At 61.0% G+C, this 21,837-nt stretch carries 26 protein-coding genes and 1 tRNA gene; 13 read left to right on the plus strand and 14 right to left on the minus strand.

Annotation, left to right across the window (positions count from 1 at the left end; all coding sequences use genetic code 11):
• Positions 1 to 281: 281 nt before the first annotated feature.
• On the minus strand, positions 282 to 1,151 hold the full coding sequence (locus ACO06R_RS07580; RefSeq protein ID WP_421858021.1) for a hypothetical protein: 870 nt from the start codon (positions 1,149 to 1,151) through the stop codon (positions 282 to 284).
• Between the two features lie 139 nt (positions 1,152 to 1,290).
• On the opposite strand from ACO06R_RS07580, the gene ACO06R_RS07585 reads away from it, so the two are divergent.
• A complete protein-coding gene (locus ACO06R_RS07585; RefSeq protein WP_421858023.1) occupies positions 1,291 to 2,046 on the plus strand; it encodes a pyridoxine 5'-phosphate synthase in 756 nt (251 codons plus the stop codon).
• A gap of 22 nt (positions 2,047 to 2,068) precedes the next feature.
• Here ACO06R_RS07585 and ACO06R_RS07590 read toward each other — a convergent pair whose 3' ends face one another.
• Complete coding sequence (locus tag ACO06R_RS07590) at positions 2,069 to 2,431, minus strand: SH3 domain-containing protein (protein WP_421858025.1); 363 nt, start codon at positions 2,429 to 2,431, stop codon at positions 2,069 to 2,071.
• A gap of 121 nt (positions 2,432 to 2,552) precedes the next feature.
• Complete coding sequence (locus ACO06R_RS07595; protein ID WP_421858027.1) at positions 2,553 to 2,984, minus strand: ion channel; 432 nt, start codon at positions 2,982 to 2,984, stop codon at positions 2,553 to 2,555.
• 170 nt (positions 2,985 to 3,154) lie between these two features.
• Here ACO06R_RS07595 and ACO06R_RS07600 point away from each other — a divergent pair, with 170 nt between their 5' ends.
• The 3 genes from ACO06R_RS07600 (at position 3,155) to ilvC (ending at position 5,701) form a co-directional block, all read left to right on the plus strand.
• The gene (locus tag ACO06R_RS07600; RefSeq protein ID WP_421858029.1) at positions 3,155 to 3,880 is read left to right on the plus strand and encodes a hypothetical protein; all 726 of its coding nucleotides are present in this window, start codon (positions 3,155 to 3,157) and stop codon (positions 3,878 to 3,880) included.
• 101 nt (positions 3,881 to 3,981) lie between these two features.
• Positions 3,982 to 4,662 carry a TetR/AcrR family transcriptional regulator gene (locus tag ACO06R_RS07605; protein WP_421858032.1) on the plus strand — a complete coding sequence of 227 codons (681 nt, stop codon included), beginning with the start codon at positions 3,982 to 3,984 and terminating at the stop codon, positions 4,660 to 4,662.
• Positions 4,663 to 4,681: 19 nt separating this feature from the next.
• Positions 4,682 to 5,701, plus strand: a complete 1,020-nt coding sequence (ilvC, locus tag ACO06R_RS07610) for a ketol-acid reductoisomerase (protein ID WP_421858034.1) — start codon at positions 4,682 to 4,684, stop codon at positions 5,699 to 5,701.
• Between the two features lie 431 nt (positions 5,702 to 6,132).
• On the opposite strand, the gene ACO06R_RS07615 is transcribed toward ilvC, so the two are convergent.
• The 3 genes from ACO06R_RS07615 to ACO06R_RS07625 form a co-directional block, all read right to left on the minus strand.
• Positions 6,133 to 6,969: a hypothetical protein gene (locus ACO06R_RS07615; RefSeq protein WP_421858036.1), complete on the minus strand. Its 837-nt coding sequence runs from the start codon at positions 6,967 to 6,969 to the stop codon at positions 6,133 to 6,135.
• Positions 6,966 to 7,739, minus strand: coding sequence for a hypothetical protein (locus tag ACO06R_RS07620; protein ID WP_421858038.1), 774 nt, complete (start codon positions 7,737 to 7,739; stop codon positions 6,966 to 6,968). Before ACO06R_RS07620 ends, ACO06R_RS07615 begins: the two co-directional genes overlap by 4 nt.
• 383 nt (positions 7,740 to 8,122) lie before the next feature.
• Complete coding sequence (locus ACO06R_RS07625) at positions 8,123 to 8,452, minus strand: winged helix-turn-helix transcriptional regulator (protein ID WP_421858040.1); 330 nt, start codon at positions 8,450 to 8,452, stop codon at positions 8,123 to 8,125.
• Between the two features lie 110 nt (positions 8,453 to 8,562).
• On the opposite strand from ACO06R_RS07625, the gene ACO06R_RS07630 reads away from it, so the two are divergent.
• From ACO06R_RS07630 to ACO06R_RS07650, 5 genes are all read left to right on the plus strand, one after another.
• The gene (locus tag ACO06R_RS07630) at positions 8,563 to 9,036 is read left to right on the plus strand and encodes an SRPBCC family protein (protein ID WP_421858043.1); all 474 of its coding nucleotides are present in this window, start codon (positions 8,563 to 8,565) and stop codon (positions 9,034 to 9,036) included.
• Positions 9,037 to 9,073: 37 nt separating this feature from the next.
• Positions 9,074 to 9,283, plus strand: coding sequence for a DUF6434 domain-containing protein (locus ACO06R_RS07635; RefSeq protein WP_421858046.1), 210 nt, complete (start codon positions 9,074 to 9,076; stop codon positions 9,281 to 9,283).
• A gap of 81 nt (positions 9,284 to 9,364) precedes the next feature.
• The gene (locus ACO06R_RS07640; RefSeq protein ID WP_421858049.1) at positions 9,365 to 9,679 is read left to right on the plus strand and encodes an ArsR/SmtB family transcription factor; all 315 of its coding nucleotides are present in this window, start codon (positions 9,365 to 9,367) and stop codon (positions 9,677 to 9,679) included.
• Positions 9,676 to 10,065, plus strand: coding sequence for an SRPBCC family protein (locus ACO06R_RS07645; RefSeq protein WP_421858051.1), 390 nt, complete (start codon positions 9,676 to 9,678; stop codon positions 10,063 to 10,065). Before ACO06R_RS07640 ends, ACO06R_RS07645 begins: the two co-directional genes overlap by 4 nt.
• A gap of 48 nt (positions 10,066 to 10,113) precedes the next feature.
• Positions 10,114 to 10,719 (plus strand): ATP-dependent Clp protease proteolytic subunit, encoded by a 606-nt coding sequence (locus tag ACO06R_RS07650; RefSeq protein WP_421858054.1) that lies wholly within the window; start codon positions 10,114 to 10,116, stop codon positions 10,717 to 10,719.
• Between the two features lie 8 nt (positions 10,720 to 10,727).
• Here the strand turns inward: ACO06R_RS07650 and ACO06R_RS07655 are convergent, their stop codons facing one another.
• Positions 10,728 to 11,357, minus strand: coding sequence for a TetR/AcrR family transcriptional regulator (locus ACO06R_RS07655; RefSeq protein ID WP_421858057.1), 630 nt, complete (start codon positions 11,355 to 11,357; stop codon positions 10,728 to 10,730).
• Positions 11,358 to 11,653: 296 nt separating this feature from the next.
• Here ACO06R_RS07655 and ACO06R_RS07660 point away from each other — a divergent pair, with 296 nt between their 5' ends.
• Positions 11,654 to 12,667 carry an MBL fold metallo-hydrolase gene (locus ACO06R_RS07660; protein ID WP_421858059.1) on the plus strand — a complete coding sequence of 338 codons (1,014 nt, stop codon included), beginning with the start codon at positions 11,654 to 11,656 and terminating at the stop codon, positions 12,665 to 12,667.
• Between the two features lie 64 nt (positions 12,668 to 12,731).
• Here the strand turns inward: ACO06R_RS07660 and ACO06R_RS07665 are convergent, their stop codons facing one another.
• From ACO06R_RS07665 to ACO06R_RS07685, 5 genes are all read right to left on the minus strand, one after another.
• Positions 12,732 to 13,211 carry a DUF992 domain-containing protein gene (locus ACO06R_RS07665; RefSeq protein WP_421858061.1) on the minus strand — a complete coding sequence of 160 codons (480 nt, stop codon included), beginning with the start codon at positions 13,209 to 13,211 and terminating at the stop codon, positions 12,732 to 12,734.
• An 81-nt stretch (positions 13,212 to 13,292) separates the two neighbouring features.
• Positions 13,293 to 14,612, minus strand: a complete 1,320-nt coding sequence (locus ACO06R_RS07670; protein ID WP_421858063.1) for a glycosyltransferase — start codon at positions 14,610 to 14,612, stop codon at positions 13,293 to 13,295.
• Between the two features lie 46 nt (positions 14,613 to 14,658).
• A complete protein-coding gene (locus ACO06R_RS07675) occupies positions 14,659 to 15,420 on the minus strand; it encodes a helix-turn-helix domain-containing protein (protein ID WP_421858065.1) in 762 nt (253 codons plus the stop codon).
• Between the two features lie 49 nt (positions 15,421 to 15,469).
• On the minus strand, positions 15,470 to 16,078 hold the full coding sequence (locus ACO06R_RS07680) for a class I SAM-dependent methyltransferase (RefSeq protein ID WP_421858068.1): 609 nt from the start codon (positions 16,076 to 16,078) through the stop codon (positions 15,470 to 15,472).
• Between the two features lie 165 nt (positions 16,079 to 16,243).
• Complete coding sequence (locus ACO06R_RS07685) at positions 16,244 to 17,455, minus strand: TsoY family (seleno)protein (protein ID WP_421858070.1); 1,212 nt, start codon at positions 17,453 to 17,455, stop codon at positions 16,244 to 16,246.
• Between the two features lie 158 nt (positions 17,456 to 17,613).
• Here ACO06R_RS07685 and ACO06R_RS07690 point away from each other — a divergent pair, with 158 nt between their 5' ends.
• Positions 17,614 to 18,333, plus strand: coding sequence for a hypothetical protein (locus ACO06R_RS07690; protein ID WP_421858073.1), 720 nt, complete (start codon positions 17,614 to 17,616; stop codon positions 18,331 to 18,333).
• Here ACO06R_RS07690 and ACO06R_RS07695 read toward each other — a convergent pair.
• Positions 18,330 to 18,794, minus strand: a complete 465-nt coding sequence (locus tag ACO06R_RS07695; RefSeq protein ID WP_421858076.1) for a MaoC family dehydratase — start codon at positions 18,792 to 18,794, stop codon at positions 18,330 to 18,332. The two genes, ACO06R_RS07690 and ACO06R_RS07695, sit on opposite strands and share 4 nt — an antisense overlap.
• Positions 18,795 to 18,913: 119 nt before the next feature.
• Here ACO06R_RS07695 and ACO06R_RS07700 point away from each other — a divergent pair, with 119 nt between their 5' ends.
• Entirely contained in the window at positions 18,914 to 19,822 is a 909-nt protein-coding gene (locus ACO06R_RS07700) for a PhzF family phenazine biosynthesis protein (RefSeq protein WP_421858079.1), read from the plus strand.
• 45 nt (positions 19,823 to 19,867) lie between these two features.
• A tRNA-Lys gene (locus tag ACO06R_RS07705) sits at positions 19,868 to 19,943 on the plus strand.
• 84 nt (positions 19,944 to 20,027) lie between these two features.
• On the opposite strand, the gene ACO06R_RS07710 is transcribed toward ACO06R_RS07705, so the two are convergent.
• The gene (locus ACO06R_RS07710; RefSeq protein ID WP_421858082.1) at positions 20,028 to 21,680 is read right to left on the minus strand and encodes a phospholipase D-like domain-containing protein; all 1,653 of its coding nucleotides are present in this window, start codon (positions 21,678 to 21,680) and stop codon (positions 20,028 to 20,030) included.
• Between the last annotated feature and the right edge of the window lie 157 nt (positions 21,681 to 21,837).

Genomic DNA, 21,837 nt, shown 5'->3' on the forward strand with positions numbered 1-21,837 from the left:
ATAGCCGGTCGAGCCTCGGGTATCGATAGAGCAAGGTGTTACGGGTGGAGAATATCTACAGTTTTCTTTATGCCGACCAGTTGACCGGCCCTGCAGTACTCGCAGTTGCTATTGGTTTGTTCATATTAATACTGAGTGTTTTGCTGATTTTATTCACCAATATGCGTCGTTCTAATTCGAAGGACGAGAGTTACTCTAATGCTTTCGAGGCTGATCTCAGGGCTATTCGCAAGTCGAGCGACCGGAAAGGCAATTAGTGCGTTTCTGAGCCCGCCAAGAACCTAGGTAACAACTTCGAACAGCACAGCTGAAGCGTCGTCGCTTCTCTTCATGCGTGGAAACCGACGCCCGTCCGGATCTTCGACCTGTTCGATCTCGCGCAACTCGGCGGCGAGTTCTGCAAGACCGTAGCGCCGTGCCGCGTCGATAAGCTGTCCTGCCGAGTAGCGGTCGTAATCGGTGACCAGGGCGGCGAAACCATCGGTGCACAACAGGCCGCGGGCGGGCGGCCCCGACAGCGTCGCCACAGCGACGTGATCGGCGGCCTCCGGACAGGTTCCCAAGGTCCAAATGTTGCTTTCCGGCGAGTTGTAAGTGGCCCGGCGTTTCCGCTCGTCGGCGATGGCGGTGTCATTGTCGGCGCCCGGGCCGCCAAGTGCGAAAGCGCGATCGACCGCAAGCAGGGTGGCGGCCTTGTCGCGTTCGGCGGCCGCGCTTCCCGGCATGGCCGTGTGCTGGGCCAACCTGCCGGCGGCGTCCTCGATGAAGAGGAGGCTGTCACCGAGGCCGTAGGCTATCAACCTGTCGCCTTCGAGCCTCACCATTTCAAAGGCCGCAACTGGCAGGTTCCAAGCCGGCGTGGGCGCGCCAGCGGCCGCAGATGTCACGATTTCACCGGCGAGTTCGCTGACCTTGCGGACAATGTCGGCGATTTTGCGTCCGGGTACGACCGTCTCTTCGAAATGCACTTTCGCGAAGTTGGCGAGCCAGGCCGCATCGCTTTGCGTCGGACCGGTGATAAAGTCAGGCCCGATGCCCGTTGCACCGTCAATCACGAATGCGCAGTCAGCGGTCCAGCCGAGGCTGTCTTCGTTCGACCGGTCCGGCGACCCGGGAACCGAAAGCGCATCCATGACGGTCAGTTTTGACATGATTCCGCATTAAGCCGATTTGTGTTGCACGGATTTGACAGGCCGTCGGCGCTGCGAAACTTGTTGCCGAGACAATCCGGCGGTTTGCGCAGGCACCAGCCGGTGCTAGATGGCGCGGCAACAAAGGGATTGGCTCGCAATGTCCGCACATCTTTCAGTCAACCTCAATGCTGTCGCCATGCTGCGCAACCGGCGCGACCTGCCGTGGCCGGATGTGGCCGATCTGGGGCGGGTTGCGCTGCGAGCCGGCGCGCACGGACTGACCGTGCATCCGCGGCCCGACCAACGACATGTCCGGTTCACCGACCTGCCGGTGTTACGGGCGCTGATCGACGACGAGTATCCAGCCGCCGAGTTCAACGTCGAGGGATATCCGACAGGCGATTTCCTGGCGCTGGTCGAGAAGACGGAGCCGGAGCAGGTGACGTTGGTGCCGGACGATCCGGAGCAGCCGACTTCGGATCACGGATGGGATTTCGTGGCCAACCGCGAGATGTTGGCGGCCATCGTTACACGGCTGAAGCGGACCGGTGCGCGGTTATCGCTGTTCTGCGATCCGGATGCCGGCCGCGAACAGATCGAGGCTGCCCTTGCGACAGGCGCTGACCGCATCGAACTTTATACCGGGCCATATGGCGCCTGTTACGACGATGCGGACAGGGCGGCTGTGCAGGCCGACAAGCTTGCGGAGACGGCCGGAATGGCCCGTTCGCTGGGGCTTGGCGTCAATGCCGGGCACGACCTGACGGTCGCAAACCTGCCCGCTCTGGTGCAGCGCATACCAGACTTGGCCGAGGTGTCGGTCGGCCATGGCCTGACGGCCGATGCCCTGGTCTACGGCATGGAAGGCGCCGTGCAGCGGTTTCTCGCCGCGCTCGATGAGGCGCGGTCCTGACAGCAAGCGCGATTGCTGCCACCTACCAGTTCCGCCAGTAGAAACCGTTGGGACCGATATAGATCTCCGGGTGCCTGCGGTAGTACGGCCGCACGCGGTGTCTTGGCACGATCACGACAGGTGGTCGCGAATAGACACCGGTGCGGACGTAACGGCCATACGCGTAGCCCCTTCGGCCCGCGAAATCGACGAGGCACCAGCGACCGCACCAGTGGACGCGGACCGGCGCGCGGGCGGGGATCGTCAGAATGCGAGGGCACTTCGTGCTGCCGCAGGTCCGCATGTTGACGGCGGTCGTTGTCCAGCCCGTCGCCGCCTCGGCGGGTGTTGCAAACGCGGACGCGGCGAGAATGCCGACTCCGACCCGTAAGGCCTTTCCCATCATTTTCCTGTCCTCCCAAGGATGTGGGCACCGCAGCAGTTTGGCGCTTGACCCGCGCCAGACCAATGATGGTTCTCAATTCTTGTTTCCGCGCGATTCGCCCACCGGATTTCGCTGCGGATGCTCAGAAGTCTTCGCCGGAACGGAACGGGCCGACACGAATGCTGGCGGTAACCAGGTAGGCGGTGGACCAGCCGATCAACAGAAAGCCATTGACGCTTTCGAGTGCGGCGAGCATTCGCCACTCTTCGGCGGCGACGATGTCGCCATAACCGACCGTCGAGAAGGTCGAGGTCGAGAAATATAGCGCGGTGTGGAGATCGTCGAATACGCCAAGCGCGATATAGCATGCGGCCCACAGCCACACTTCAACGCTCAGCACCGCGAAAATGCCCAGCACCACCGTGTTCATGGCGAGCAGGCGGCTGCGGTGGCCGCCAGGACGCACACGGTCGGCGAGCCAATTCATGAGATCCGTGATCCCGATCAGGCCGACAGTGTGTATTACGACTGTCAGCGATATGATCAGCGTCCCTATGGTCAGTTCAAGTGCCATTACGACTCCCGTCTTATTTGACCATAGGTCATCGTTGTTGCGAAGTGCGGCTCGGAATCGCCTGTAAAGACTTCGATTTTGGTAATTGCTTAACGAATTGGAAAGAAATTCTTCATAGTTTGCTTATCGGATTGTGCAGGCGAAGTCTTCGCTTGCCAAAGGGGCAGATCATGCTTCCACGCTTCTTTTCTCGCAATGTTCCCGAACAGCGGATCGCCGATGCGCTCGAGCACCAGCAGGCACTGGAATCGCAGGAGGTATTGCGCGAGCGTAGCGCCGTGATCCTTGGTCGCCTGGAAAAACGTCAGAGCGATCTGAAACGCGCCGAGGCGATAGCGCGCGAAAAAGCGAAGCGCGAGGCGAAGGAGGCGGAAGCCGCCGCCGAGAAGGCGAAGGCCGAATCCAAGGCGCAGGCCGACCAGGCGGTTGCCGACACGCAGCAGCGCATCGAAGCAGAATCCGGCGCCGCTATGGAGCCGAAGCCGGATGTGCTCGTTGCGGCAGAAACGGCCCCGGATGCCGCAGCGGTGGAACCCGCAACGCCCATCGCAACCGAAGACACAAACGGCGCGCAGGCGCCGGCACCCAATGAGGCCGAGGCCGGCGAGCCGCCGGTGGAAACGGCCGAAGCCGCACAACCGGTTGAAGATCTTTCGCATCGCGACGGGCCGGCAACCGAATTTCGCGCACCGGAGGCGGACACCGGCGATGCCAATCAGCCGGCCGCCATCGACAGCGACCTGGAACAGGCCGCTGCCGCTGCGCGGGCGCGCATCGCCGCGCGCCTGGAACAGCTGCGCGAAACCTCGGAGGCTGCCGTCGACGAACCTTCGGGTCGCGCCGAACTGGGCGACGATACACCGCCGCTCTCGCTCAGCGAGGGCAACGAGCGCTAACCCCGCAAATCCGCAATCCAAAAGTCCTTAGCGCTTGACCCAGCGTATAGCGGTCGATAGAGAAGCCGAACCGTACCGTACGGTACTACTCGGTGTGTCTCATGCTTACGGACGAACCTCTGGACGAAAAACGCGACCTGGCGGGTGCCGATAGCTTCGGCGCGCGGCAATCGAGCGTGCTCAAGACCGCGCTCGATCTGCTGGTCGAGGGCGGCGACAAGGGTTTTACCACCGCGCGGCTGGCGCGGGCCGCCAATTGTTCCAAGGAAAGCCTGTATCGCTGGTTCGGCGACCGCGACGGGCTGCTGGCCGCCATGATCGCCTATCAGGCCGGCAAGGTGCGCATCGCCGAACCGGCGGCCGGCGCGCCGGACGCGGACGAATTGCGGCGTCTGCTGACGGCGTTTGCCGGCGAGTTGCTTACCGTTTTGAGCGGGCCGACATCGCTGGCGCTGAACCGCCTGGCGATCGGCGAGGCCGGCAACGCCGACGCCAAACTGGGCTCGCTTCTGATGCAACGGGGCCGCCGGGTTATCGAGCAGCGCGCTGCTGTTCTGATCGAGGCCGGGCGCACAGCCGGCATTCTGAAGTTCGACGATCCGTTGGACGCCTTCAACACGCTCTACGGGCTGATCGTTGGCGATCTGCATGTGCGCATGCTGCTCGGCGACACGGTGCACGAGACCGCCGACAGGGCCGCCATCGACGGTCAGGCAGTAAAGGCTGTCAACCAATTCTTCCGGCTCTACTGCGCCGGCGAAAACTCAATCCAGTCAACTTAGTAAAGGGAAGGAACTGAACATGCGTGTTTACTATGATCGCGATGCCGATCTCAATCTGATCAAGGGCAAGAAGGTTGCCATCATCGGCTACGGTTCGCAGGGCCGGGCGCACGCGCTCAACCTGAAGGATTCGGGCGCCGAGAATGTCTCGATTGCGCTGCGGCCGGGGTCTGCAACTGCGAAGAAGGCTGAGGCAGATGGCTTCAATGTGCTGACTGTAGCCGACGCGGCGGCCTGGGCCGACCTGATGATGATGGCGACCCCGGATGAATTGCAGGCCGACATCTACAAGGAACACATCGCACCGAACATCCGCGATGGCTCGGCGATTGCGTTCGCGCACGGCCTCAACGTGCATTTCGGCCTGATCGAGCCAAAGGACACTGTCGATGTCGTCATGGTGGCGCCGAAGGGCCCAGGCCACACCGTGCGTGGCGAATACCAGAAGGGCGGCGGCGTGCCGTGCTTGATCGCCGTCCACCACGACGCGTCCGGCAATGCGCATGACCTGGCGCTGTCTTATGCCTGCGGTGTCGGCGGCGGCCGCTCCGGTGTCATCGAGACCAACTTCAAGGAAGAGTGCGAGACCGACCTGTTCGGCGAGCAGGTGGTGCTGTGTGGCGGCCTGGTTGAGCTGATCCGCGCCGGCTTCGAGACGCTGGTGGAAGCCGGCTACGCACCCGAGATGGCCTATTTCGAGTGTCTTCACGAGGTCAAGCTGATCGTCGACCTGATCTATGAGGGTGGCATCGCCAACATGAACTACTCGATCTCGAACACCGCCGAGTGGGGCGAGTATGTGTCGGGTCCGCGCATTATCACCGCCGAGACCAAGGCCGAGATGAAGCGCGTGCTCACCGACATCCAGACCGGCAAGTTCACCTCCGAGTGGATGCAGGAATACCGGGCTGGTGCCGCGCGCTTCAAGGGCATCCGCCGCAACAATGACAGCCACCAGATCGAGGAAGTCGGCGAGAAGCTGCGCGGCATGATGCCGTGGATCAAGTCGAACGCGCTGGTCGACAAGGAAAAGAACTGATCGTTCCGATCAGATCAGGAATGACAGGAGCCGGGCGAAAGCCCGGCTCTTTTTTGGGTGATCAGGGGCGCGATGGAACCGTCAGGAGTTGGCGCAACGGCTCGGCTCAGATCGACCCGTTTGCGGATATGTGTTCCAGTTCATCATTCGCGACTTTCGTATCGACTGCGGCAGGCTGCGATTTTTAAAGCGGAATCAGATGTACAGATGGCCTTCGATTGCTCGACAATTGGAACTTTGGCATTGGTCGGGCATCCCAAAAATCGCCGCTCCCGCTCTAAACGACAGAACCAGACCAGCGATTGTTCAAAATGCGGGAGTTACGCCGCCTACTGCGACTACCAATTGGGTATGCCGGTCTTCACGGCGTCTTGAGCTGCGATCCCCTCGCGACTGTTCTGCGGCGATGGTCCCGGTCCGGCTGGGTGCGGTCAAATCAGTCGATTGATAGCTTTGGCCACTGAATTTGGGCTTCCACCGGTGTTGGCCGAAACGAAGTCCGGCGCGGAGTCCACGTTGCGAAACCGGAAAAACCCACCACCGGCATCGTATCGGGGCAGCGATAGCCCGATCCGCGTCCTGATGGCCTGACGCGCATTGTCCCATTCGCTATCAACTTCGAAATCTGGATCAACGGTGCTGTGTTGTGTCGGCATGATAAACACGGCTCGCGACAATGCTCCGGTTTTTACGATTTCGCCAATCTCCCAGAAGGTGTTTTCCGATGGCAGCGGTGTGACGAAGATTATGCTGGAAAGATCGATCAGCGAAGAGACATCTTCCTGCCAGTTCTCCAGTTTTTCGACCTGGCCGACACCAGAGATTTCAACATTTCCTGAGGCCACCGAAACAGTCGTGTAGCTGCGGGCAACCGCGTCGCCCAATATCCGTTCCAATGCGTCTGTGCCGGTTCGATCATACTGATCCATGTTAAAGATGTTCATGGATCTGTGATCTGTCACGAAAACTCCGTCCACCTTGAAGGGACGTAGGTAAAGCGCGATGTCTTGTGCGGGCCGGTTTTCTGCTGTCGGCGGAGAAGCCGCGGACTCAAGGACTTCTCGTGCTTGCAAGTTACGTTCTGTCTGAATCTGCGCTTGTCCTCGACCAGAAGCCCAGGCACCCAGGGCCAGGAATGGAGTTGCAATGAGGATCGAGAACAACGTGGTCCCGAGATGAAGGCCACCTGTTTGATTATATATGCCAACGGTGCCCGTGTAGACCACGTAAAGCCCAATCATCGACAAGCAGAACCCGAGGAACTTCATTGCGCGGCACCCGCAGTCGAACCGGCTGGTTTCCAGCGGATGGCTCGCACGAAGCCAAGCTGGATTGAGCTGCCGGTCCCGCCGCTGCCACAGGTGACATCCAGCCTGTCATCGCCCCGCACCATCAATCCGTGGGCTTTCTTGCCCAGCGACACTCCTGAAAAGTAAGTATTCGATTGCGCTCCAATCCGCCAAAGACCATCAGAGGGCCGTTCATCAAACTCCATATCTACGCTGACTGTGATGCTGCCTCTGGGGAGCGTGCCTGCGCCCATCATCTCGACCGCCATTTCCGCCGCCATGGCCTGAGATTCACGCAGACTGAGCTCGTAGTCGTCGAACCAGGTTCGTGTGCTCAGGCCGGTTTCCGACATCGTCGACTTGACGATCTGGCAGATTGTAGTTTGCGAGCGATTCTCGTAAAGGCGTTCCCGCGTTGACGCGATGCTCTCACTCCAGCCGGCCGGAACCACCACGTCAGACCAACCGCCGCGCACGCCCAAGGTTCCGCCGCTCGATTGGCTGGACGCTCCTGCTCTCGGTTGTTCGGGGTCTGTGTTGGTTTCGGCCGTGTCACGGAGTTTGTCGAGTACGGCTCTCACATCTCCGGAATGCGTACCCGTTGAATCCGGAAGTCCGTTTGAAAGCTCTGGGTCACTGGTGTCGTCAAATATTTCGAGACTATTGTATGCGATCAATACTAGCATTACGATCGCCGAAAACACTACAAACTTCGTGCCGACACCCATCGGGGGCTTGATTTTTTTCATCTCAGCATCTCGGCGGGACTATTGTCTACCGTGCCATGGTATCAGAAAAGAGATGAATATCTCCATTTGGAGAATTCGTTTTGGGCCAGATACATACGATACACGAAACAGATATCCTGAGAGCAGACATCGACCGGCCAACCTAATGGGGCCGTTATGCAGATACACGGAAACATGGCGTGCGATACCGGTTATCTTCCCCTGCAATGGTCGACGCTTCGAACTCCTGGCCGCAATTGATCGTCGCGAATTTGCGAATTGGACCATGGTCAAGTTCAACCGACGTAGCGAACCAATTGATCGCGGGACGCCGAGCCCGATCACCTATGTGGCCTGCGCCCATGCGCCGCCAATCCCCGCGCAGATGAAGACGCCACTCGCGCTCAAGTCGCCGCCGATGCTCTCGCTTCCCACCATTGGTGCATCGCCTGGAATGCGGGCATCAGTCCGATGGCGTCGTCGGTGGCGCTGTATTCCACCCGCGGTGGTATCTCTGCGTAAACCCGTCTGTGAACCAGGCCGTCGTCTTCAAGCGCGCGAAGCTGCTTGGTCAGCATCGTTTGCGTGATCGCAGGGATTTCCCTTCGAAGCTCTCCAAACCGCTTGGTCCCGGTGAAAATCAGGATTTGCAGGATCGACAGTTTCCATTTGCCACCGATCATGGCGAACACGAGTGGGGCAGGGCAGAGCCCTGCAGCGGGTTCATCAAGCACGAGAAACTCCGTTAGTATGATTTTGATAGTATAGTATCAAAATAATGCCTACTTTTCAAAATGGATGTTTTGCACGATTCTCCATGTGAACCCAACAGATGGAGCTGACGATGGTTGAATCGGCACGATATTATCAGGAGAGCATTCAGGTTTCGGCGTCTCGCGAGGCCAGCTTTCAGGCCATTGCGACCGGGATGGACAGGTGGTGGACGCAAACGACCGAAGGCGGACTGGGGAAGGTCGGAGACAGGGTCACCGCGCGTTTCCCGCCCGATTACGGCCACTGGACCTTCGAGGCCACGGTCTTCGACGAGGTCAGCCGCATCGAGATGGTCTGCGTGGATGCGCATCACAAAGTCGACGGTCAGCCCAAGGAGATCGATAAGGAGTGGCTGGGAACGAAGATCATCTGGCATTTCGAGTCCATTGGCGACAAGACCGGGATCACAATGACCCATGACGGGTTGACGCCGACCTTGAACTGCTGGGACATTTGCCTCGACGGCTGGAACCACTTCTTCAGGAGCAGCTTGAAGGCTTATCTCGATGGTGAGGAGCCCAGCCCGCACCGCTCCGCGGCATAGCAGCCATTGATCGCGGAACGCATTCGGGAAACGGACCATGGCCAAGTTCGACTGGCACAGCGACCCAATCGACCGCGCGACACCTGTCGCCGACAACTACAAGTCGACGCAAAATGTCCGCCGTTTTCTGAAATCGCAGTGCGGCGAGCACTTCAAATTCGACCGGCAGTTCATGGCGTGGATCAGGAGCGGTAAGGCCATCACCATGGGCGATGTCGCTGACGAGTGGACAAGGCGGAACCCGTGAGGTTCGCTCGCCGGTTTATGCTTTCGAATTCCTGATCGCACTGGACTTGCGCATTGAATAAGTGTGTGCTTATGTATTTTCATGATCGAGAACGACATCTTCAAGGCGCTCGCTGACCCGACGCGGCGCGCGATCTTCGAAAAACTGGCCGATGGCAGCCAGAACGCGACTGCATTGCGGGAGGGTATGGATATCAGCCAACCCGCGATGTCACAGCACCTCTCCGTCCTGCGGCAGGCCAGGCTTGTGCGTCACGAAAGGGACGGCCGGATCGTAAATTACGAGGTGGATCCCGAGGGCCTCGTTCGCATCGCCGGCTGGCTCGCAAAGTACCGTGCCTACTGGCCCGCTCGCATTGATGCATTGAATGCCCTGTTGAAGGACATGGACCAATGACCGACCGAAAAACAGACCTGGAAACCGAAGCGTCGAATGCCGAATTTGCCGATGCGGATGAACTGGTGCAGGAGTATGAGCTTGACGCACCGCCCGAGAAGATCTGGCGCGCCATCACTGTTCCGGCGCTTCGGGAAGCGTGGCTGCCGGGTAAGGATCTCGTCGAGGCGAAACCGGAAATCGAAGCCCCTGGCGAGCAAGTTTGCTACCGAATGCGAGACAGCGAGCCGCCCAATCTGGAAAGCGTGGTGCGGTTTCATCTGAAGCCCGAGCCGAATGGCGGGACGATCCTCAAGATTGTCCAACACCTCACCGACAACCGTTTGGGGCGAACGCGAACTGATGCCGCGAATGGCAACGAACCGGCCTTGATGCTGGCCGCCTGACGCGCGCATCTCGACACATCGACATCACTGCAACCCAGGAGTTCGCCCATGCGCGAAGCGATGCAACTCGTCCCGATGGTGGTGGAACAGACCGCCCGTGGAGAACGTTCCTTCGACATCTATTCTCGCCTGCTGCGCGAGCGGGTCGTTTTCCTGAACGGCGAAGTCAACGACACGGTGTCGGCGCTGATCTGCGCGCAGCTGTTGTATCTTGAAGCCGACAACCCCAAGCGGCCGATCCAGTTCTACATCAATTCGCCGGGCGGCGTGGTAACGAGCGGTCTGGCGATGTACGACACAATGCGCTTCATCAAGGCGCCGGTGCATACGCTTTGCATGGGCACGGCCCGGTCCATGGGATCGTTTCTCCTGATGGCGGGCGAGCCGGGCGAACGTGCGATCCTGCCAAACGCCAACATCCTCATCCACCAGCCGTCAGGCGGCTTCCAGGGGCAGGCCTCCGATATTCTGATCCATGCCGAGGAGACCCTGCGCACCAAGCAGCGGTTGACGCGGCTATACGCTGAACATTGCAGCCGAACCTATGAGGAGTTCGAAGGCGCGCTGGACAGAGACCGTTTCATGACGCCGGAAGAGGCTTTGGAGTGGGGGCTGGTGGACCGCATTCTGACCGAACGCGAACCAACCGAATAATGCGGCCTCTATCCGTGACCTGCCGCGCTGTCGGGCCATGAAGTCATGGTGACGCGGGCGATATCGGAAACGGCGGTGGGGTCCGAGTTTACCTTCGCTACCAAGGCCATGCCCTGCGTCACGCCGACAATGTGCCGCGCCCACGCTCTCGGGTCGGCGTCAGCAGCAAAACCGCCCTTCGTCTGCGCCGAACGCAGCAGATTGTAGATCGCGGTTTCAAGGCGGGCGAGACTGTCCGTCAGCTTGCGCATCGCTGCCGCCGCGCTGTGCGGCGCTTCAGCCAATGTGCTTGACACCAGGCATCCGCGCGGATGGCCGGGATCGGTCAGATAGGCGGCCGATTGGTCGAGGAAGCGCTGGATCACCGCTTTGGCATTGCCGGTCGAATAAAGGGCCGCCGTTGCCGTTCCGCCATAGTTGGTCTCGTAGCGTTCGAGCACCTTCAAGAAGAGGTCTTCCTTTCCGCCGAAGGCCGCATAAAGGCTCGCCCGGTTGACCCCGGTCGCTGCGACTACATCGGAGATCGCCGTCGCCTCGAAGCCCTTCGTCCAGAAGAGCTGAAGCGCGGCCTCGATCGCGGCGTCGCTGTCGAATTCGCGCGGGCGGCCGCGCGGCGTCTTCACTGAGGTTCTATTCATTCTCGTTCCAGTACAGAACGCCGATTTGCTCACACGGCGCCCCAATGTAGGCCGTTCCGAATTTCATGGCAATGAATGAAATACGAAATATATCGTATTAAAACAGATATATAGGCAAGCACCTTGTCTCATTGAGTGCGAAAAAATCGATTTGTCGAAGCTTACCGCAGTGCAATATCTTATATATTGACATGACGTTCCAAAAATACATAGCTAACAGCCGGCGACCCTGGTTGAAACCGCCTTCGGGCCGCTTCACGCACGCCTCGTTTCTTACATCTGAACGGAGACACATCATGCCATCGAAAAACTTCCGCCCGAACGCGGATGCTGGTAAGGCCCGGCTGACGCGACGCCGTCTTGTCCAGGGCGCGGCAGCTCTTCCCGTCATCGCTTCGCCCGCATTGGCGCTTGCCCGGCAACTACCTGTTGCGACCGCGCCTTCCTACTACGCCTTCAAGATCGGCCGGTTCGACGCTTTGTCCGTCAGCGATGGCGCGTTACCGATTTCGCCGCTGCTGCCGACCTTCGGTACGAATGCGGAGGAGGCTTCGCTCGGCGCGCTCGCCGAAACGCGCTCGCTGAATGAACAGAGCGCGTTGCTGCACATGAACCATCTGGTCGTCGACACAGGCGGCAGCCTGATCCTCGTCGATCCCGGCGGCCGTGCGGAGATGGGGCCGACGATGGGCTTCCTGCCGCAAAACCTGAAGGCCGCTGGCATCAATCCGGCCGACATCGACAAAATCGTCATCACACATGGCCACCCCGATCACGTGATGGCGACGGTGAACCCCGACGGCTCGCTCGCTTTCCCGAATGCCGAATATTTCATCTCGGCTGCCGAATGGGAATTCTGGGCCGACGAAACACCGGATCTGCGCGGCATGCAGATGCCCGACGACTTCAAGGCGTTCACGCTTGGCGTCGCCCAGTCGAGCCTGGGCGCTATCGGCAAACGGGTCACGATGGTCCAGGGCGACGACGAGATTGCCTCGGGTGTCTACGCCATCCAGACGCCGGGCCATACGCCCGGGCATATGTCGCTGTTGATCGATGGTGGCGATGAGCAGCTGATCCATATGACGGATGTGGTGCATCACCACGTGACATCGCTGGCGCATCCGGAGTGGACTCCGGCCTTCGATCTGCAGCCGGAACTTGGCACGCAGAGCCGCTCGCGGCTGCTCGGCCAGTTGGCGACCGACCGGACGCTGGCGCTGGCATATCACTTTCCCTTCCCTGGGCTTGGATATGTGACGCGTCGGAGGCAGGGTTACGGGTGGGAGCCGGCCGTCTGGAGCTGGTGAGGCTCGACTGCGGGGCGATTTGGCAAAGGCCGCGGAGTTGGATCTCCGCGGCCTTTTTCTTTCGTCAGTCGGCGTTGAGCCTCAGCTGCGCGATGCCAACGGCGACATTGACGCCTTCCTGCGATTGCAGGCTGACCGGCTGCAGCGCAATCGAGTTCTCCCAGCCGCCGACCAGCACATTGGCGCCAAGGCCGACCACCAGCGAGGCCGAGGCCGAGGCGCCGCCATAGGTGCCGGCCAGCGCGCCGTCGGACAGGCCGTCGACGGTCGGCGCGATCACCGCCCAGCGGATCAGCGTGTTCTGGGTCTTGCCGATGTCGAGGCCAAACTTTCCGATCGAGCCGCTATAGGTCTCGGTGAACAGGCCGGGGACTGTCGGCGTAAACGTGCAATCGAGATTGTTGCGCGTGACGATGGCGAAGTTGAAACCGCCTTCGACATTGCAGTCGAGCATGCCGAGCTTGACGCGTTCCTGCGCGGCGGCGGGCGCCGCGATGCCGGCTGCGAGAGCGCCGGCGAGAATGGCCGATTTGATGATGTTCATGGGTCGTCTCTTGCTTTGGGGGTAGGGGCGCCGCCGTTCGCGCCGGCGGCCGGCACGGTGTCGCGCTCAAATGTGGCGTAGTCATGCCGATGGCAGCAGTCCCGCAATCAGTGCGACGGCGTTGTCGACGCCGGTCTCGCTTTCGAGCTTCTTGCCGAGATCTTTTGCTTTGGCGCGCATCGCGGGGTTGGAGACGGCGTCGCGGATGGATACGGCCAGTCCTTCCGCTGTCAGCTTCGAGCGGGGCAAGGGTGGCGGCGCGACGCCGAGCTGATGCGCGCGCCGGGCCCAGAATGGCTGATCGCCGATGAACGGGCAGATGATGGAGGGCACGCCGGCGCGGAATGCGGCGGCCGTGGTGCCCGCGCCGCCATGATGGATGATGGCTGCGGTCTGCGGAAACAACCAGCCATGCGGCACCGGCGGTGTCACGAACACATCGCCGGAGGCGGCGGTGTCGAGGCCGGCCCAGCCGGCGCCGATCACGCCGCGCACGCCAGCCTTGCGAAACGCCTGCGCCAGCAATTCCGCCAGCGCGGCGGGGTCCGCGCTCATCATCGAGCCGAAACCGGCATAGACGGGCGGCGGCCCGGCCTCCAGAAACGCCCGCAATGGTTCTGGCGGTGCATATTCGGCGCCGCGTTGAAGCGGCCAGTAGCCGGTCAGGTGGGCATGGGCGGGCCAGTCGGCTGGTCGCGGAATGACATGCGGGCTGACGGCATGCAGCACCGGAATCCGGCCCGCGCCGGGTGGCATCGTCACCGCCCCTCCGGCGTCCACCGGCTCAAGGCCGAGTTCGTCGCGCCGAAACGCATTGATGCGTTTGCGGTAGAAACGCATCGACAACGCAACCAGGTTGTAGGTCGCCCGGTTCCAGCCAGGTAGCCGGCTGTCGGGCAGGCCGGCGAGCGGGAAGTCGGCGGTTGGTACGAACAGCGGCTGAAACACAGCCAGGACTGCTGGAATTGCCAGCTTCTCGGCGATGTGCGGCCCGGCGAACATCTTCGGGTGGTAGACGATCAGGTCCGGCTGGAATTCGTCGGCCGCCGAGGCGCATTCGAACATCATGCGCACATTGATCGGCGTGGCGGCCCGCTGCATGCGCACGCCGGCTCGGATACGCGCCAGCACGCTGGAACTGCCCTCCAGCAGCATCCGCCCATCGGGCGTGTCCATCATCGCCAGCAGATCGTCGGAGATCGGCAGCGCGTCGATCCCGTAGTCCCCGATCCATTCGGCAAACCGGGTTGAGGTGGCGATGGCGACCGCCATGCCAGCGCGTTTCAGCCCGAGCGCAAGCGCCAGCATCGGTTCGACATCGCCACGGGTGCCGTATGTCATGATCAGGATCCGCGATCCCTTCATGGCCCGAAATGCTCCGAGGTCTGTGTCGGTGCTCATGTCAGACCAGTTCGTTACGGACGGGCCCGGTTTCAATGGTCATGGTCTATTCGGCCGGGCGGAAGCTGGCGCGGTATTCGGAGGGGGTCTTGCCGGTCAGCGCGCGAAAGGCGGCGTTGAAGGCCGACATCGAGTTGTAGCCGAGCGAAAAAGCGATGTCGGTGACCGGCCGGTCCGAGGCCGCCAGCGCCTCGACGGCGCGGATCACCCGCAGCCGCTGTTGTGCCTGGCGCCATGTCATGCCGAGCTCGTCGCTGAAGTGCCGTGCCAGCGACCGCTCGCTGGTCGCCAGTTGTCGCGCCAGATCGGCGAAACCCAGATCTTCCGTCAGGCCGGCCTCGGTCAGTTCGATCGCCCGGCGAACGGTGTCGCTGCGGGCAAGCGGCATGGAGAGGCGCAGCGGGTTGCTGGCCGCCTGCCAGGCGACATTGGCCAGCGCCTGAAAGAGCGAAGTGGCGTAACCCGATTGTCCATCCGTTTCAGGACCCCACTGCGCACATTCGAGTATCAGTTCGCGGGCCAGCGGCGACACGTCGAAGACGCTCACCCCGGCATCGGGCGCCGGATAGATTTCCGGCGCGAACAGGACCGACCGGCAAGCGATTGTCGTGGTGATGGTCACATCGATCGGCTCGTCGGCGCGAATGAGCGCGGCACGCGCCGGCGGCAGCGACCAGGCGGTGCCTTCAGCATCCAGCCGCATCGACCCGGACGATGCGTAGAGCAGATAGTGGCGATCGAACTGGAAGCGCCCACGCGGGGCTGCGGGAAAGGTCTGGGCGACCGAATATGCGGGCGGAGCCGTCATGCCCCATTGTGAACGCGCGTGCCCGCTGCCGCAATGTCCGGTCGGTCGTTCAGGGCGATGCGCGCTCAGCGACATAGGCCATGCTGACCCGGGCCGGAATTCCGCTTGGATATTCGAACCGCCGGAGATTGACGAAACCGGCGGCGGCCAACCAGTTGTCCACGCTTTCCGGCGCGAACCAGCGGTGCCCCCATCGCAGCCAGATAAGCCATTGGCACAGATGCGGCTTGCTGACCGAAAGCACGATATGCCCGCCCGGCCTGACCATGTCAGCCAGTGCGGCGATTGCGGCGGCGGGATCGGCGCAATGCTCGATGACATGGGCGCCGAGCAGCAGGTCGAAGGCCGGATAACGGCCGGTTTCCTCCAGCCGGGCTTCGAGGCGGTCGACAATCCGCGCGTTTCCGCCGAGGCGGTCGCAGGCGATGTCGAGCATGCGTCTTGAGGGATCGACAAGGGTCAGGCGCTCGACCGGGCCGTTACTGGCCGCGAACGCGGCGGCGAAGTCTCCGCAGCCGGTACCCATGTCGCAAACGCATTGCTTGCGGGGCAGGGCGAGCGCCTCGAAAAGGCTCGCATAGGCGGCGCCGAAGCCGTGCCGCTGCATGGCCGTTTCCCATACCGGCGACACCCGGTCGTATCGATCAATCAGCGTCATTGCAGACCTCCATGCGCCGAAGCCTGCCTGCATGCCGCCGCGTCTGCATCCGTCGAACTGCCAATGATCGGCTGTCACCGGCCAAACCCGCGAAAAAAAAAGGGCCGCGGAGTGATTCTCCGCGGCCTTCATTCGGCGTCCGGGATTGGAAGGGAGACGGGACGCCTATTCGGCGGGAACCAACGCGCCAGGATCACGTTCCGCCGGTTTCAACAATTTGCTGTTCAGGCGGAAGAATACCTTGATCGTTGTCAATTGCAGGACAACCAGCGGCACATAAATCGCAAACCAGGCGATCGAGAATTTGGCCAGCACGCCGAGGCCGACCAGGCCCGGGTTGACGACGAAGTTGCCGAAGACGAACAGCGCGACACCGGGGCAGATCAGGGCGTAGGAGCCGGAGGATTTGCCCTCGCCGGAGACATAGGTCTCGAAGTAGCGGCTGCGGCGCATGACGGCGTAGCCGACAATGCCGAAGACGAGCTGCACGGCAAACAGCGAGACCAGGAAGGCGAAGCGGTCGCCGGCCAGCCATTCGACGCCGAAATTGTGCGCCAGCGCCATCTTCATGCGGTAGACGGCGATGCCGACGACCGTCAGGAACGGGATGATGATCCACAGCGTCGGCACGGTCTCGGGGTTGGCGCGGTTTTCCATCATCGAGCGGAAGCCCATGACCAGGAACACGGCGCCGAACACGAGGGCGGCGGCGATGAACAGCGTCGCGCCCATGAAACCGATGACCGAGGTGACGTGATTGTGGCTCATCGCGGCCGAGGCGGAAAAGCCGACGCCAATCATCGCGAAGGCAAACACCGACAGCATCATCGCCAGCGAGTTGTTGTTGGCGCATTCGAAACCGCCTTCGACGAGGACCCGCGACATGAAGTCGCCAAACAGCCTGAACGCGTAGTAGCCGATGGCCGCAAATGCGACGAGCGCGGCCGGGAACAGCAGTTCGGCGGTCTCCCACAGGCCCGGTACGAAGACCGCGCCGACAATGAAGCCGACATTGATGCTCATGGCGAGCGTCAGCGGAATGGCCATCAACTGGGTTTCGGCGTTGCCGGCGCGCAGCTTGCCGGCGGCTTCGCTGCGGTTCCAGCTTCTGAAGCGGGTGAAGTTCCAGATCAGCAGCCGGACATGCAGCACCGAGAACACCGCGATGCCGAGGATGGAAACCGCGATCAGCGCCTGCATCGGCAGCGCGCCGGTCTGGAAGGCGGCGACAAGCGTCGTAAACGACGGGATCGGCTGGCCGGCATGCGGCGTCATCCACATGATGTACATGAAGAATGACACGGCCAGGCCGCCGGCGCCGAGCGCGGCGAGAAAGTAAAGCGGGTTATAGGGTGTCGATGGCGATTGGGGCGACATGGGAATAGCTCCGTTTGTGAATTCGTGATCGTTTATATAAACACATGCGAATTGACGAATTGATCTGGATCAAATCGTCTCGTGCCGGATGCCTCTTCGCCGGGGCGGTGCTAGTGACGCATGTCGGAGCAGGCGAAGGGCAGGGAGCAAGCAGATAGATGACGGCGATTGCGGACGGAATTCACGTGCTATCGGAGGTGGTTCTCGACCTATCGGACGCGCCGCTCGACTTCGGCGAGGACCGCCGCGCCGCAATCGAAGCGTTCTGGGCCGAGCGGCTGGCACGGTCGCCGCGGCTGTGGAACGGGCCGATGTACCTGTTTCGCGAGACGGCGATCGAGGGCGGCGTATTGCGGGCGACCGCGCATCGCACCGATTTCGCGACCTTTCTCTTCTGGCGCTCCGATCCGTCCAGCGACCCCTCGATTTGCCACATCACCGGCACCTCGATGCCGGTCACGGCCGATGAAGCGCTGTTTGCCGTGCGCATGGCCGCGCACACCGCGACGGCGGGTGCGGTCTATTTTCCCGCCGGCTCGTTGGAGGCGGGCGATGTCTCCGCCGGGCGTTTCGACGTGACCCGCAGCATCGCGCGCGAACTTGGCGAGGAGACCGGCATCGCGCTTTCCGCCGGCAGGCTCGACGACTGTTTCCTGGCGTCGCATGTCGGCGGTTCGTTTCATGTGGCGCGGCGTTGCCGGCTGCCCTTCAGCTTTTCGGAATGCGCGGCAAGGCTCGCCGAACACCAGGCGGCCACCGGCGACGACGAGGTGGAAGGCGCGGTGCGTATCGGCGGCGACGACGACAGCCGCGCGCTGCTCAGGCCCTATGCCCGCCAGCTTGCCGACTGGCACTTCGATGGGGTCGGGACGGCCTAGCGGTTTTCCGGCCGGCGGAAGGCGATCAGCCGCGATGTCATCACCTGGACCGTCTCGCCATTCTGGTTGCGGGTGATCGATTTGACGATCACGCGGGCGCGTTCGGGCCGCGATTTCGATGGCACGATCTCCTCCACGGTCGCGGTGAGCTGCAACACGTCGCCGGGACGCGTCGGCATCGGCCAATAAACGTCCGCGTGGCCGCCGATCAGCCCGTCGGCGAACGGCGCGCATTCGACAAGCAGCCGCATCGAGGTCGCCGCCGTGTTCCAGCCGCTTGCCGCCAAGCCCTTGAACAGGGTGTCTTTGGCCGCCTCGTCGTCGAGATGGAAGGGCTGCGGGTCGTAGCGCGCGGCAAAGGAAACGATTTCTTCGGCGTCGAGGCGCTGTGTTCCGGAGACGAATTCCTGGCCCACATAAAGGTCATCCAGGTAAAGGCCCTTGTCAGCAGTGTCGCTCATGCGGCTTGTCCCTTTCCAATCTCTTCCTCGCGGGAATTGTCACGGTCACGCTTTGATGCTCCACTTGCCGGCGATGACCGGATATCCATTGCGGAAAGACCATCGATACCGAGGCCGCCATGACACGCCCCTATGCAATTTATGACGTTTTTACCGACAGTCCGCTGGCGGGCAACCCATTGGCGGTGGTGTTTGACGCGGCCGGGCTCGACAACGTGTCAATGCAGGCAGTCGCCCGCGAGTTCAACCTGTCGGAGACGGTGTTCGTGCTGCCGCCTGAAGCACCGGCGCAGACCGCGCGCATCCGCATTTTCATGCCCGGCGGCGAGCTGCCGTTTGCCGGCCACCCCACCGTCGGCACGGCGATTGCGCTGGCCGAGCGAGATGGCGGGACCGATCTCGACCGGCTCCTGGTGCTGGGCGAAAATGTCGGCAATGTGCGCTGCGCGGTGCGCCGCGAAGGCGAGGCGGGCTATGCCGAATTCGACCTGCCGCGTCTGCCGGAGCCGCATCCCTGCGACCTAGACCGCGCCGCCGTCGCGGCTGCGCTCGGCCTCGACGCCGCCGATATCGGCTTTGAAAACCATGTCGTCAGCGCCTGGACGGCGGGTGTTCCCTATGTCTGCGTGCCCATTCACGGGTTGGAGGCGGCGGCGCGGGCGCGTTTCAACGCGGCGCTTTGGCTGGCGCTTTTCGAGGAGAGCGACCCGCTCGCCGTGCCTTGCCCCTTTGTCTATTGCCGCGACACGGTGCGCCATGACTGCGCCTTTCACGCCCGCATGTTCGCGCCGCATCACGGTATCGACGAGGACCCGGCCACCGGCTCGGCTGTCGCCGCCTTTGCCGGCGCGATCGCGCATTTCGACGGGCTCGACGACGGGCCGACCGTGTTCGGGATCGAGCAGGGCATCGAGATGGGCCGGCCGTCCCATATCCGGCTGGAAATCGACGCCGAACGCGGTGCCATCCGCAGCGCCCGCATCGGTGGTGCGGCGGTGAAGGTGGCCGAGGGCAGCCTCATGGTTTGAGGGCTTTACAAAACGCGCGCAGGAGACTAGAGAACCCGACTTCCCGGGTGTGTAGCTCAGATGGTAGAGCAGCTGACTCTTAATCAGCGGGTCCACGGTTCGAGCCCGTGCTCACCCACCATATGCTCCAAGTGCCAGTTCTAGCCGCCTTTGAAAACCGATGACGTTACGTTGGTTCGTTAACTCGGCAACTAACCCGATTGAGTTAAGGCGTCGCTGAAAATACCAATCTGTCGCGAAACTTATGGCTATTTGAAGCCTCGTTGAATGCAGTGTCGCTCCAAGAGTCGTCGCTTTTTAGATGAATGTTCTGCGGTAGACCGCTGCCATGCAATTCACTGATCCACCAACGCGATTTGTAATGGTCGTACATTCGCATGAATTCTGTCGCCAAGACGGCAGCAAGGCGTTTGTTTCCCTCTATTAACACTGCATTCTCGTCATTGTCTTTGCATGATCCCTTCGAAAAATTGGCCGAACCGTGCAAGACCTTCGGATTGCTGCCGAAAGGGTCGACAACTATCATCTTTGCGTGGATCTTGTGCGCACCAAAAGCCTTGGCATCCCAGCGCTCTTCCGCATATGTGTGTAGCTTCTTTGGGGGGAAGAAACGCGTCGAGCGATTGCGCAGATCCTCAATTCTTGAACTGGCTGTCGCATTGGCCAGACCATATTGAACGCGTGCAGACATGTCCTCCTGCAATGCCGATTTCATAGTGCTATGGACGCCAAACGGTGCCGAGATGAGCACTATGTCCTCGGCATTACGGATAAGTTCGACAGATGCCTCCACTATATCCAGTTGCGAAATGGGAGAAAAAAAGGTTGTTTCTGCCCAGCGCGGACTTTGTTGCGCGGCTTGGTTCATCAAGGCCCGGTTGAAGACCTTACTGTCGGCCTTGCTGGGATTGCCGGTAAGATTCTGAAAATAGTCTTCGAAGTGTTGACAAGCTTGTGCGTCGCGGATGACGAGCGCTGTGTTTGTCTGGAAATTGAAAGCATTTTCAGAGAAGTTCGCGGATGCGGCCCAAGCCATCGTGGGCACGCCTTCCTCGAGCCTGATGACCAGCTTGTTGTGGCTGATGTTGACGGTTGTACGCGCGGTTGTATGGGAGTGCAGATTAAACTTTTCGATGACGTGCAGGTTTTCTACTGTGGATTTTTTACCCTCCTTGGCATCGTGCACGACTGACACATCGACGCCCCGTCCGATTGCATCCTTGAGCGCCCCGACAATTTCGTCGTCAAAGAATTCGTAGATTGCAACATGCAAAGCGTTGCCTGCAACCGCGTCGCGAATGAAGCGAAGAAGCGATTCTTTTAAGCCGCGTGACAACCAGGCATAGGCGCTTCCCTCTGGATTGACATCTCTGGGGTGTACATCGCCAAACCGCCGAAAATACGCCTTCGCCGCAGTTACACCGCGATTGACGTAAATACCCAAGTCCCCGTCATCTTCCGGTGCGGGGGTGAATTCAAAGACAACGGGGTCTTCATCTCTTGTTAAAGCAGTGGGATTGCCGCGCATGGGAAAGACTTCGTAGCGATAACTGCGTCCGGGGCGCAGCGTGTATTCGTTCCAGCGGAACCGCTGAAATGGCGCTGAAAGCGAAGTCACATCATTTGCGGTTCCATCGTCGTTTTCCCTAAAACGCTTGAATCCGCCCAGCCAATGCATGTCGATCAATTCGTCATTGCTATCGAACTCAGAGCGTCGAATTCCGAAGCCGCGTAGTCCATTTCGCAGCGACACATCGTCAAAGCTCCATCCGAGTGAAACCGAGTGAGTTCCTACAAGTGCCGCTCCGGAATAGGGTCCGGCTTGGCTGCGAACCACAGGAGCGTAGCTGAACATCATCTTCCCCTATTTTGGTTGTATATATTTCAGAGTTTCATGGCGGCTAAGTAATCGATCATACAAACTCTGCGTGATTTCGCAAATATTGGTGCATTCCATGTCGTTTTTTATGTCATGTTGCTGTAATTCCCGATCAATTCCGGATATGCGTCTATTA

It is taken from the genome of Oricola sp. (assembly GCF_965230365.1).
Taxonomy (GTDB): Bacteria; Pseudomonadota; Alphaproteobacteria; order Rhizobiales; family Rhizobiaceae; genus Oricola.

Bases quoted from the DNA above. Each gene is read 5' to 3' on its own strand.
- ACO06R_RS07595 (WP_421858027.1), bottom strand. From the start codon at position 2,984: ATGGCACTTGAACTGACCATAGGGACGCTGATCATATCGCTGACAGTC.
- ACO06R_RS07645 (WP_421858051.1), top strand. From the start codon at position 9,676: ATGACCGACCGAAAAACAGACCTGGAAACCGAAGCGTCGAATGCCGAA.
- ACO06R_RS07635 (WP_421858046.1), top strand. From the start codon at position 9,074: ATGGCCAAGTTCGACTGGCACAGCGACCCAATCGACCGCGCGACACCT.
- ACO06R_RS07580 (WP_421858021.1), bottom strand. From the start codon at position 1,151: ATGTCAAAACTGACCGTCATGGATGCGCTTTCGGTTCCCGGGTCGCCG.
- ACO06R_RS07650 (WP_421858054.1), top strand. From the start codon at position 10,114: ATGCGCGAAGCGATGCAACTCGTCCCGATGGTGGTGGAACAGACCGCC.
- ACO06R_RS07685 (WP_421858070.1), bottom strand. From the start codon at position 17,455: ATGTCGCCCCAATCGCCATCGACACCCTATAACCCGCTTTACTTTCTC.
- ACO06R_RS07675 (WP_421858065.1), bottom strand. From the start codon at position 15,420: ATGACGGCTCCGCCCGCATATTCGGTCGCCCAGACCTTTCCCGCAGCC.
- ACO06R_RS07670 (WP_421858063.1), bottom strand. From the start codon at position 14,612: ATGAGCACCGACACAGACCTCGGAGCATTTCGGGCCATGAAGGGATCG.
- ACO06R_RS07620 (WP_421858038.1), bottom strand. From the start codon at position 7,739: ATGAAAAAAATCAAGCCCCCGATGGGTGTCGGCACGAAGTTTGTAGTG.
- ACO06R_RS07655 (WP_421858057.1), bottom strand. From the start codon at position 11,357: ATGAATAGAACCTCAGTGAAGACGCCGCGCGGCCGCCCGCGCGAATTC.
- ACO06R_RS07665 (WP_421858061.1), bottom strand. From the start codon at position 13,211: ATGAACATCATCAAATCGGCCATTCTCGCCGGCGCTCTCGCAGCCGGC.
- ACO06R_RS07640 (WP_421858049.1), top strand. From the start codon at position 9,365: ATGATCGAGAACGACATCTTCAAGGCGCTCGCTGACCCGACGCGGCGC.
- ACO06R_RS07605 (WP_421858032.1), top strand. From the start codon at position 3,982: ATGCTTACGGACGAACCTCTGGACGAAAAACGCGACCTGGCGGGTGCC.
- ACO06R_RS07690 (WP_421858073.1), top strand. From the start codon at position 17,614: ATGACGGCGATTGCGGACGGAATTCACGTGCTATCGGAGGTGGTTCTC.
- ACO06R_RS07590 (WP_421858025.1), bottom strand. From the start codon at position 2,431: ATGATGGGAAAGGCCTTACGGGTCGGAGTCGGCATTCTCGCCGCGTCC.
- ACO06R_RS07630 (WP_421858043.1), top strand. From the start codon at position 8,563: ATGGTTGAATCGGCACGATATTATCAGGAGAGCATTCAGGTTTCGGCG.
- ACO06R_RS07700 (WP_421858079.1), top strand. From the start codon at position 18,914: ATGACACGCCCCTATGCAATTTATGACGTTTTTACCGACAGTCCGCTG.
- ACO06R_RS07585 (WP_421858023.1), top strand. From the start codon at position 1,291: ATGTCCGCACATCTTTCAGTCAACCTCAATGCTGTCGCCATGCTGCGC.
- ACO06R_RS07615 (WP_421858036.1), bottom strand. From the start codon at position 6,969: ATGAAGTTCCTCGGGTTCTGCTTGTCGATGATTGGGCTTTACGTGGTC.
- ACO06R_RS07660 (WP_421858059.1), top strand. From the start codon at position 11,654: ATGCCATCGAAAAACTTCCGCCCGAACGCGGATGCTGGTAAGGCCCGG.
- ACO06R_RS07600 (WP_421858029.1), top strand. From the start codon at position 3,155: ATGCTTCCACGCTTCTTTTCTCGCAATGTTCCCGAACAGCGGATCGCC.
- ilvC (WP_421858034.1), top strand. From the start codon at position 4,682: ATGCGTGTTTACTATGATCGCGATGCCGATCTCAATCTGATCAAGGGC.
- ACO06R_RS07710 (WP_421858082.1), bottom strand. From the start codon at position 21,680: ATGATGTTCAGCTACGCTCCTGTGGTTCGCAGCCAAGCCGGACCCTAT.
- ACO06R_RS07680 (WP_421858068.1), bottom strand. From the start codon at position 16,078: ATGACGCTGATTGATCGATACGACCGGGTGTCGCCGGTATGGGAAACG.
- ACO06R_RS07695 (WP_421858076.1), bottom strand. From the start codon at position 18,794: ATGAGCGACACTGCTGACAAGGGCCTTTACCTGGATGACCTTTATGTG.